Below are 12736 nucleotides of genomic sequence, written 5' to 3'. Positions count from 1 at the left end.
CGGTAGTAATGGCTTAATTACTTTATTTAAAGAGTTTAGACTGTATTAATTAACAGAAGGCATGGTTATTATAAAACATATGGTTTATGTTATGTTGCAACGGAATATTTAATATCAATAGCTCGTATTCATATCTTTCATCATCTCATTAAAAAATGAATCGTGCTCTTGAAAATCACTATCCTTCATTATGGTATTAGCATATTCATTGACTGTTAATGAAGGGTCATTAACTACTAATGCAATTAAATCCATATAATCTGTTAACATATTTTCTATAGAGGTCTTTTTATATAAATCTGTATTGAAGACTACATTGCAATTAATTTCATCATTATAGATTTCAAAAGCGAATGTAATATCAAATTTACTTCTTACTTTTTCATCTTTATAAGCAATACTGGTAGTGGTTTGAACAACTTCAGAATTTATTCCATCTTGGTCATTAACGACTAACATCGCATCAAATAATGGATTTCTAGAAAAGTCTTTCCCTTGATTTAAATTTTCTACTAATAAATCAAATGGATATTCCCTATGCTCAAAGTTTTCTAATACATAATTTTTAAATTCAGCCAATGCATGCATATAGCTATCTTTTTTATTGATGAGAATCTTATAAATTAAAGTATTTGTATAAAAGCCTATTTGATTACTCAGTTCTTCTTGAACTCTCACAGATACTGGGCTTCCTATTATAAATTCTTTTTGGTTAGAATGTTTATTTAATATAATGCCGTATACATACATTAAATGCATGAATATTGTGGTATTGGTATCTTTTGTTAATGCTAGGAACTTATTTAAAGTTTCTCCTTCTATTTTAGCGCTTATGGTGCTTCCATTATATGTTTTTATTCTAGGTCTCTCTGCCGAAAACAAAAGATTCAATTGTGGTATATTTTCTTTGAATACACTTAACCAGTATGATTTATTTTTATCAAAATCTCCATTTTCAAATCGTTTGCGTTGCCATTCTGCATAATCTTTATATTGTATTTTTAAAGGTAGAAGATCGGGACTCGTTTTATTCACATATGCATTATAAAAATTCATTGTATCCTGTGATAGTATTTTCATTGATATACCATCGCTAATGATATGGTGCATATTGTAATAAAAAACATATTCATTGTTGGATATTCTTAATAAACTGGCACTTAATAAAGGCCCTTTATCTAAATCAAATTGCTTCTGATTACTTAAGTTGATGTAATTAATAGCTGTTTCATTTGCATTGGAAAGTTCTCTGAAATCTTGAATATCTATTTTGAATTCAACTTCTTCATTTGGTTGTATCCATTGTTTAAAAGTACCATTTTCATCTAGCTTGAATGTTGTTCTTAATATTTCATGTCTTTCAATTACAGAATGTATAGCCTTCTTAAAATCATCAATAATAACCGACTCATTTAAAATAATAAATGTTGGCATGTTATAAACCGTTGCACTTCCATCCATATTACTTAAAAGTAATAGTCGTTCTTGCATTAATGAAACTGAATAGTTTTCCTTCTCTTCAATTCTCTCAATTTCGGTATATGTACTTTTCTTGTGTTCACTTACCAATAAAGCTTGTTTTGCAACCGTTCTATGAGAATATATTTTTTGTAACTCAATTTTACAATTAAACCTTTTATGTAATTTGTTTACTAGCCCTATAAGGGATAGACTGTTCCCTCCTAATTCAAAAAAGTTGTCATTAATCCCTATATGTTTAGTTTTAAATATTTCTTCCCATACTTCAACTACTTGTCGTTCGATCTCTGTAGTTGGCGCAGAATAGACTGAGGTTTTTATGGGTTGAATTTCTAAAGTTAGCAATGCATTTTTTGCAATTTTACCATTAGGTAATAATAACATTTTATCTAATAAACAATAATGTGTAGGTAACATATAATTTGGTAGTTTCTTAGCTAACTTGTCCCAAACAACTTCAATATCTATTGTTGTTCCTTCTAAGTAAGAAACTAAAAGTTTTTCGCCTCCTATTTCTTTAACTAATACTACTGCTCGCTCTATATTGACTTCTTCTTCTAAAATATGTTCTATTTCACCCAACTCTACACGATATCCTCTAATTTTTATTTGATGATCTTTTCTTCCGATAAAACCAATATTTCCGTCTGGCATCCAGTATCCTAAATCTCCCGTTTTATACATTAATTTGCCAGCATCAAATGGATTTGGTATAAATTTTTCTTTGGTTAATTCATCTTGATTCAAATAGTATTTTGCTAAACCATCTCCTGATATACAAAGCTCTCCAGTTACTCTGATTGGCTGCATCAATAATGTATCGGATACAATATAAAATTGCGTATTTGCTACAGGTTTTCCTATAGGAAGCGAATGTGTATGTGTATTTGTTATTTTATAACAACTACTATAAGTAGTATCTTCCGATGGCCCGTATAGGTTTCTAATTTCCATTGGAAATTGTACTAATGCATTACTCAATACAATTGGAATTGGCTCTCCCGCCATATTTAATGCAACTACGTTTTCAAAAGATATTTGCGATTTTAATAAGTTACTAACTACTGAAGGGACCGTGTTTATCAATATTTTTTCGTCTTTACTTATGTATTCTGGAATAACTAAACCATTTTCAAGAAGTCTGATTGTTTTCCCTATACATAAAGGGTAAAACATTTCAAAAACAGATAAATCAAAACAATGAGAAGTTGCTCCATATAAAATATCAAAATCGGTGTTTTTAAATTCTTCCATGCTCCAATTCAAAAAAGAAGTTAGATTGGTATGTGTCAAAACAACTCCCTTTGGAACTCCTGTTGAACCTGAAGTATAAATAATATAGGCTACTGAATTTGCAGTTATGCTAGTTTCAATAGTATTATCTATAATATCACTATTGCTTTTATAATTAGTAATCATAGCTGATGTAATGATTAATTTACAAGCGCTATCTTTTTCTATATATTGAATTCGTTCTTCTGGGTAATTGATATCCATTGGAACATATGCTGCTCCTACTTTAAAAATCCCTAAAATAGAGATCAAAAGCCATTCATCTCTTGGTATTCTAATTCCTATAAGATCGCCTTCTTTTATCGTGTATTCTTGTTTTAGATAATTTGCAAATTGATTACTTACTATATCTAATTCTTTGTAACTATATGTTTTATTACCATAAACTACTGCAATCTTATTTGGTGTTTTTGCTACTTGCTTTTGAAAAAGAGCAATAACATGTTCATCCAAATTGTAATTTAATGTATTCGCATTGAATTCATTTTTAATTATGTTCTTTTCAGTTAAAGAAAGATAATCGATATCTTTTAGTTTTAGTTTTGGTGTATTTACAACGTGTTCTAATATTGATTTGAAATGATTCATAAATTGTTTCATCATTTCCATTTCGTACACATCTTTATTGTAAATCACAAAAAATGATAAACCATCTCCAACTTCTTCAAAAGTGATCGATAAATCAAATTTTGAGGGGCAAGTTCCTAAATCCTGAATTTCATTTTTTCCTTTTATTACTCCTTTTGCTTGACGGTCTCCAATATTTTGAAGGGATACTAGAATTTCAAATAAAGGACTCCTACTCAGATCTATAGATTGATTTAAATCTTCAACCAATTTATCAAATGAATACATTTGATGGTTATAAGCTGTGAATGTATTTTTCTTTACTTCTTGAAAGAGATTATGAAAAGACATTTCAGGATTTACCTGATTACGTAATGCCAATGTATTTACGTACAATCCTATCTGATCTTTTAAATCAATATGGTTCCTACCAGCAGTTACAGTTCCTAAAATAATATCTTTTTGCGCTGTATATTTATACAAAAGAATATTTAAAACGGTTAATAATCCTATAAATAAACTTCCTTTTTCTTCTTTTACATAACTCCTAAGTTTTTGAACGGTTTCTGCATTGATATCTGCTGCTAGACCGTGACCGTTATGTGTTTTAATTAAAGGACGTAATTGACTACTTGGTAATTCGAGTACAGGCAATTCCCCTTGAAATTGATCAAGCCAATATAGTTTATCATTTATTACTTCTTCATCTGATTGCCCTAATTGCCATGCTGCATAGTCTTTGTATTGAATCTTCAATACGGGTAATGAAGGAATCGAATTATTTTTAAAAGACTCATAATAAAGCATTAAATCTCTATTAAGAATATTCAACGACCAACCATCACTGATGATATGATGCATATTGTAATAAAATATAAAATCTGTTTCTGTGAGTTGTAATAAACAAATACGAATTAATGGACCATTTTCAAGATCAAAAGGCTTAAATGCATCTTCTTGTATAAATTTATTGGCTGCTGCTTGTCCGTTTGGAATTGTAGTAAAATCTTTCTTTTCAATTTTAACAGCAACTTCTTCAGGGGTTAAAACCCATTGTTTTAACGTATCATTTTCATCTTTTTTATATACTGTTCTAAGTATTTCATGACGATCAATAACAGCATAAATTGCTTTTTTAAAGATTTCCAAATTTTCAATTTTTATAAAAAGAGAACTTGGCATATTATAGGCTTCTGATCCTCCCTCAAACTGACTTAATATCCATAATCGATATTGAGCAGATGATAATGGGTAGCTTTCTTGAACAGCTATACTTTCAATACTTGTATAACGATCTTGCGTATTATTATCATTAAAAAAAGCCAATATCGCTTCTTTATTATCACGTATATTTTCCTTGATTACATCAGTAAGATTTCCATCATGATTAATCTTAAGATTACCATTATCGCATGTAATGTGTATCCCTTGCTCAAATAATTCTTTTATAAATCCTTTCATTATATGATATCTTCAAATTTAGTACTTGCAACTACCTCTTTATTGTCTTTAATTTGAATATTAAAATCAATTTCTTTGGACAAGTTTCTAATCGTAGAGTTCATGAAGAAGTCTTTAAGGTTTAACTCCACATTGAATATCTTATGAATACTATTGGATATGGTCATCGCTTTTAAAGAATCTCCTCCCATTTCAAAAAAATCATCGTCTATCCCAATTCCTTTTATTTCAAAAAACTCTTCAAACAAATTGTATAGTTTGTTCTCTGTCTCTGTCTCTGGTCTTGCAAAAGGTGTCGATAATGAACTCCTGTCTATTGTATGAGTGGTTACCTTCAATAGCTCTTTTTCCATAATCTCTTTCTTAGCAGTTGCTGGAGCAACCCATCTTTGAATTCTTTTTTCTAAATCTCCAACTGAGATCACTAATTGACTAGCCGATAACCTTGAGAGCGAATGTTCTATAACTTCAATAAGTTCTGAAGGGTCTAATACTAATTCTTCTGTTTCTCCATTAAAACTTAATCCATCAAAATTTATACTGATACTATTTTTTATACATTGTGCATTGGCAACATAGTCCATATACGCATTGGCCGCTGCATAAGCTGCAAATTCTTTCCCTCCAATCACGGTGGCTAATGAAGAGGTAAAGACACAAAAATCAAGGGGCTGATCCTTAAAAAGATCCATCAAAACTTCCACTCCTTTTACTTTCGCTTCAAATTGAATCTCACTTTCTTCCTCTTTTAATAAATGAATTCCGCGTCTGATAGAAGGGCCTGTTATCACACCTGCTGTGTGGAAGATTCCTTGAATTTCTCCAAAAATTGCAGTTCCTTGGCTTAGAGCCGTTAACATACCTGATTTGTCTGAAGCATTTGCTTTAAAGTAAGCTACATTACCTTTCTCAAGAAGTAATTGTAAACGATTATATTTTGTGAGGTCTTGATCCTTTTCACTAACGAATGTCCTACCTGTTAGAATTAAAGAGGCATCATATTTTTCAAGTAGATATTCTGCCAATACAAAACCTAACTCACCTAAGGCTCCTGTAATTAGGTATACGCCCTTGTTTTTTATCTTCGAGCTTGTTACCGGTATATTATTACTTACATCTATTCGATCGTAGACTTTCACCCATCTGTTTTCTAGCCTATGAGCCACAAATCGATCCGGTGTAACATCTTGAATTTCTCTTACTAATTGTAAAACTGTATCAGTATTTGCTTCACTAACTCTTACATCGATGTTTCTGGTTTGTAATTCTGGATTTTCTTGAGAAATTACAGGTAGGATTCCTTCAATTAAAGAAACTAAAGCAGGAGAATCTTCGTTGCCAAAAACTTTGTGTAATTCTTGCGTCACAACGGATACATTTACTCTTTCTTTTATGCCTGTAAGAGCTTTTGCGATATACAATAAACTATAGAATCCTTGTTGTTTCTCTAACCTATCATTCTCTTGTCTTACTGAATTGATATTCAAGAGCTGAATAATATGTTTAGGGTGAATAGTATTGCTTGATAAGCCATCAAATATTCTTTGATAATCTGCCGAATTTCCAAGATCTATTTCATAGCTTGTATCGGATACTTTTACAAATTCATTTCCTGCATATACTGTTATAATATTTGTGGTTGTCTTTGCAAGCTCATTTATTAGTAATCTACTAAAGCTGTTATCATTGAGAAAAACAATATACCAGTCTTCTTTATTTACCTGCTCGCATATCGTAACCCGATTATCTCTCTTCCAAGTGGGTTGATAGAACCATTGGCTTATCTCACTATTTTTACGGATTTCCCTACTGAAGATATCTTGCGATAATAACTCATTTAAATTTTCTGCTACCGAGTACACTACTGGTTCAAAAGCATACGTTGGCATTGAAATTTTATGTCGTGGGGTATTTCCATGGAACTCGTTCCATGGAATCGGTACTCCAAATGTCCATAGCTTTCCGATTCCATTTAAAAAATAGCTCGTATCATTCTCTTCTTCCTTTGGGTGTCTTACCACATTACAGGCTCGGATAGTTTCTGATTGCCTCGCATAGGATCTTGCAAAATTATACAAGGTAGAACCTGGTCCAACTTCTATTAAAACGACATGATCCTGACTAACTATATTCTCTAATCCTTCTTCAAATCGAACCGTTTTTCTAATATGGTCTGACCAATAACTTTTTTGATTTAGATCTTCTATAGTTATTGATTTTCCACTAACATTCGAGATATAAGGAATTTTTGGTGTATGAATTGTAATAGTTTCCATAAAATTCGTGAACTCTTCTTCTATTGGCCTCATCATACTTGAATGAAAAGCATGGGATGTTTGTAGGGATTGGTATGAAATCCCATCCTCTGTAAGTTGCTCACACAAAGCAGCTATAGCTTCATCTGTTCCTGAGAAGGTACAACGTTCTTTACTATTTATAGTGGCTATCGAAATAGCTTCTGTGGTATATTTATTTGCTATTTCTGGTCTTAATCCTACTCCTATCATACTTCCACTTGGAAGGCTCTGAATCATCGATCCTCTTTTAATTACTATTTTTATAGCATCTTCTAATGAAAACACACCACTTAAACAGGCTGCAACATATTCCCCAATACTATGACCAATCATCATATCGGGTTGTATTCCATAATGCATCAATTGCTTGGCTAAAGCATATTCAAACACAAAGAGAATGGGTTGCGTATTTTGAGTCTCATGGATTAGGTTAGCATCTTCACTGAAGAGGATCTCTTTATAGCGATTACCGCTTATCTGCTCTGCAATGGAAAAACATTCATCCAGCGTTTCTCTAAAGACTTCTTGAGAAGCATATAAGTCTTTTCCCATATTGACATATTGGGATCCTTGTCCTGAAAACATAAATACAACTTTTTTCTTCACATCTCCATGAATCTGATTTCGGAAATAACTGCCCTGCTCTAGTCTTTCAATCGCTGTTGCTCTATCTGATGCAGTGAAACTCATCCGATGTTTGAATGTCGTTCTTCCACTTTGAAGGGTCCAAGCCGCATTGGATAGATTAACACTCTCCTTCTCTTGTAAAAATGATTGTAGCTCTACTATTGATCTTTCTAAAGCTGTTGCTGTTTTGGCCGAAAGAGTAAAAATTTGTGGCTTATCTGTTTTCAAAACCTCATCTTGGATTGAATATTCTTCTAAGATTATATGAGCATTAGTGCCTCCTATTCCAAAAGAACTTACGCCTGCTCTACGAGGACCATCATAGGACGAGATCCATGGGCTTAAAGTATCATTTATATATAGATTACTATTCTCATACCTCAGTTCTGGATTTGGGGTGTTAAAATGCAGAGACGGAGCTAACTTTTGGTGTTGTAAACACAATACTGTTTTGATAAGTCCAGCTACACCTGCAGCGGTATCCAAATGCCCTATATTGCTCTTTACAGAGCCTAATCCACAATACTTATCTCCCGTATTACCAAAGACTTGACGAAGGGCCTCAAATTCTATAACATCTCCCAATTTTGTAGCCGTACCATGGGTTTCTATATAACTTATTGTTCTAGGGTCTACCTGGGAAAATTGTTGTGCTTTTTTGATGACTTCGATCTGACCATCAACACTCGGTGCTGTATAACCTACTTTGCGGTTTCCATCATTATTTATTGCACTGCCTTTAAGGATCGCTAAGATGTTATCTCCATCGGCGATGGCCTTATCTAATTTTTTTAATACCACTACTCCTGCTCCTTCACTCTCTACTGTACCACTTGCCAAGACATCAAAGCTTCGCGTATGTCCATCAGGGGAACTGATCATTCCTTCTTGATAAATGTATCCTTCTTTTCTTCCAATTTGCAAGGAAACTCCTCCGGCTACCGCTAGATCATTCTCTCCCGATAATAAACTTTTTGCAGCATGATGAATCGCTACTAATGAAGTAGAACACGCTGTATTTACTGTATTTACAGCGCCTTTTAAATTCAACTTATAGGCAATTAATGAATTTGCAAAATCTTTGTCTTGTAAATAACTCGCTGTATATCCATCTATTTTTCCTGAATTCTCAGCTAAAAGGTTGTAGGCTTGCCAACCTAAATTTGCTTTATTACCTGCATATAAGCCTATAAGGCCTCTATAATTTAAAGGATTATAGCCCGAATCTTCTAGTGCAGACCAAACTACTTCATGAAGTAATCGGGTTTGAGGATCTAACAATTGAGCCTCCGATGGCATATACCCAAAAAAGGATGCATCAAAAAAGTTTCGGTCTTTCAAATAGAAACCTGAACGTACGTAGTTTTTATTGTTTATTAATGACCTTGAAACACCTGAGGCTAATAATTCTTCTTCTGTAAAGCGATAAGAGGGTTCTTGCCCTTTTTCTAAAAGATTCCAATATTCCGAAATAGTACGCGCTCCTGGAGTTTTTATTGACATACCTATAATAGCGATATCTCTATTTTCATTCGTAGTGTTAAAATCTTGAGGTCTGCTACCTTCGAATTTTGCTTCAAAATTGGAGGAAAATGTAGTGTCAAAAAATTCTGCTTGCTGACGAATAGTCGTATTCTGAAATAAGATTGCTACTGAAATATCTTGGTGTAATATTTTTTCTATTTGGGTTTTTAATGCAATTATCTTTAAGGAATTCCCCCCAACATTAAAAAATCCATCGTCTATTCCTATTTCGCCTTTGTCTTTGTGTAAAAGTTCGGACCAAATTGAAGCTAATGCATCTTCTATTTTTCCTCTTGGAGCGATATAAGCTTCTCCTGAGGCTAATTCTGCATTCTCTACTCTTAATAATTCTTTCTTATCTACTTTACCATTTGAGGTTAATGGCAACTCCTCTAATCTAAAAATCTTAGAAGGACTCATGTAGTTGGGTAAGCTAAGTAATAAGTGATTTTGTATATCTGATCTACTGATCTCATAATCACTAGTTATATAGGCCCATAATTCTTTTTCGTGACTTACAGCATTATCTGTCGCTATTACTGCCGCATTTTTTATACCCTCAAAGCTTAATAGTGTATTCTCTATTTCGCCTAATTCAATACGGTGACCTCTTATTTTTATTTGATTGTCTATACGTCCTACAAATACAAGATTACCATCTGCTAACCATTTACCACAATCACCAGTGCGGTATAAACGTCCATTTTCAACAAATGGATTTTTGATAAACTTCTCTTGAGTAAGCTCTTCATTATTGAGATATCCTTTGGCTAATTGTTTTCCACCAATATAAATTTCCCCTAAAACTCCTATTGGCAATATCGCTTTATCTTTATCTAGGATATATATTTGAACATTAGTTGTTGGCTTTCCTATCAGAATTTCTTGATTTACATCGTTTTGGATTTGCTTACTGATACATCCTACAGTAGTCTCAGTTGGGCCATATTCATTCCATATTGTGATTGCATTTCCATAGAAAGAAAATGCTTTATTTACAGTTTCTTTTTGTAATGCTTCTCCTCCAACTATAAAGACTTTTTCACCTCCTTTATATAATATTTTTTTAGTTATTTCAAACTCAAGTAATACATTGAAATGTGAGGGTGTTAATTTTATAACATCAAAATCTAAACTTTGGATATAGTCTAGGTTTCCTAATTTGTTTTCATCTTCTGGTAATATTTGTATAGATCCTCCAGTAATTAATGGTGTAAATATGCTTGTTACTGTTAAATCAAAAGAAATTGAGGTAAACAATAAAAATTTTAACGGCTTACCTTTTGTGTATGTTTGACTTGCATAATAACTATAATTAAATAATGATTCATGCGTAATTAGTACACCTTTTGGTTTTCCTGTTGAACCAGATGTATAAATACAATATGAATATTGAGAAGGATTTATTTGTATTTCTACTGCTTGTGAAGAATATAATTCAAAATCAAATGTATCTATTGAAATAGAACTATTTGTTTTAAGTGTATTTTCATATTTAGAACTTGTAATTACTAGCGTTGCAATTGTATCATCTATAATATAATTTATTCGGTCTTTCGGTAACGATGTATCTATGGGTACATAAGCATTACCTGATTTTAAGATTCCTAGGATTACTACAATCATCTCTAAAGAGCGATCTAAAACAATCGGAATCAATGTATTCTGTCCAATTTGTTTAGCTAAAAGGCAATTTGCTAATTGGTTTGATTGTTCATCTAAAGCTTTGTAGGTAAGGTTTTTTCCTTCTAATTGAACAGCTATTGCATCAGGACTTTTTAATATTTGTGTTTTAAATGCATCTAAAATAGTCACTTCCGGAAGTTCAAGTGAAGTATCGTTAAATTTATTGAGTAAATGCTCTATTTCATCTTCTTCCAAGTACTCAATACCACTTAGGGGTTTTAATGGTGATTTTATGACATTTTTAAGTAATAATTTAAAATGATTCATGAAACGTTGTATTGTCTCTCCATCATAAATATCAGTATTGTAAATAAGTGAAAAGTCAATTACATCCCCTATTTCTTGGAAAGTAAACTCTAAATCAAATTTTGCTGGTATTTGTCCTGCATTTTTTATCGTATTGATTTCTTCCTCAAGAATAGTATTATTTACTATTTTATCTGCATTGTTTTGCATCACTAACATTACATCAAATAATGCATTTCTACTTGTATCTCTAGCAATGTCTAATTCTTCAATGAGACGATTAAAAGAATAAGCTTGATGTGTAAATCCTTGTAATGCATTTTCTTTTACTTTGGCATAAATTGTTGAGAAATTATCAGTTGTTTCTATTGTATTTCGCAACGCTAATGTGTTTACATAAAATCCTATTTGATTCTCAAGGTCTTTATGTTCTCTTCCAGACATTGGGGTTCCAATGATAAACTCTTCCTGACCAGAATATTTATGTAATGCTACATTTGTTACTGCTAATAATGCCATAAATAAACTTCCACCTTGCATTTGTACAAAGTCCATTAATTGGCGTGTTCCTTCTGCATCAATGTAAGTTCTAAATTTCTCTCCATTACTAGTTTTTACACTAGGACGTATTTTAGTTGTTGAAAAATCTAATAATGGTACTTCTTTAATAAATTGATTCTTCCAATATTCTTTATGTATCAAATAACTTTCACTTTCCATTTGTGCAAGTTGCCATGAAGCATAATCTTTGTATTGAATTGGTAAATCAGATAATAGGACTGGTTCATTCTTCTCAAAAGCATCATAATACGTCATAACATCTTTAATCAGTACATTCATTGACCAACCATCACTAATGATATGATGCATATTGCAATAAAAAATATAATAATCTTCTTCCAGTTGTAATAATCCCGCTCGTATTAAGGGTGCTTGAAATAAACTGAACGATTTTTTACTATCTGCCTGAATATAGGCTATTACTTGAGCTTCTGCATCAGTAATCTCCCTTAAATCTTTATAATCAATTGTGAAATTTGCCGCTTCACTTTGTAAAATCCATTGACAAACTTCTCCATCTTCATTTTGCTTGAATATTGTTCTGAGAATCTCATGTCTTTCAATTACTGCATGAATGGATTTTTTTAAATTTTCAATAGTATATTTTCCTTTCAAAGGAATTTGAAAAGGAACATTATAAGTTATTGATTCTTCTTCCAATTGAGATAATATCCAGATACGCTTCTGCGCATCTGAAAGGGGATAGCTTTCTGCAGAAGCCAATGCAGGAATGTTAATAAACTGGTCCTCTGCATTAATTAAATGACTTTGACTTTTCAAATAAGCTATTATTTCTGCTTTCTTTTCTTTTATTTCTAAAAGCATTTCTTTGTCTATACTTTTATCTCTAGAAAGAATTTTTAATTGGTCATTTTGCATTTTAAAAAACACACCATGTTCAGCCAATGTATTTAACCACTTTATCATATTTATTTGCATTAAAACTTAAAGAATGAAGCGTTTTTTTTACCCTCAACTATTTTAAATAAAGTAGT

General features: G+C 31.9%; 2 protein-coding genes. Both read right to left on the bottom strand.

Going from position 1 to position 12736, the window contains the following annotated elements:
* Positions 1-114: 114 nt before the first annotated feature.
* Positions 115-4800, bottom strand: a complete 4686-nt coding sequence (locus P6733_RS08515) for a non-ribosomal peptide synthetase (RefSeq protein ID WP_306352316.1) — start codon at positions 4798-4800, stop codon at positions 115-117.
* Positions 4800-12668, bottom strand: a complete 7869-nt coding sequence (locus P6733_RS08510; RefSeq protein WP_306352314.1) for a non-ribosomal peptide synthetase/type I polyketide synthase — start codon at positions 12666-12668, stop codon at positions 4800-4802. The genes P6733_RS08515 and P6733_RS08510 overlap by 1 nt, the downstream gene beginning before the upstream one ends.
* Positions 12669-12736: the final 68 nt, after the last annotated feature.

It is taken from the genome of Flavobacterium aerium, from assembly GCF_030766725.1.
Classification (GTDB): domain Bacteria; phylum Bacteroidota; class Bacteroidia; order Flavobacteriales; family Flavobacteriaceae; genus Flavobacterium; species Flavobacterium aerium.
Note: the sequence above shows the minus strand (reverse complement) of the source record. Positions and strands in the feature narration are given on the sequence as shown.

What these genes read in the sequence shown, in the direction of transcription:
- P6733_RS08515 (WP_306352316.1), bottom strand. Translation starts at nt 4,800, where the DNA reads ATGAAAGGATTTATAAAAGAATTATTTGAGCAAGGGATACACATTACA.
- P6733_RS08510 (WP_306352314.1), bottom strand. Translation starts at nt 12,668, where the DNA reads ATGATAAAGTGGTTAAATACATTGGCTGAACATGGTGTGTTTTTTAAA.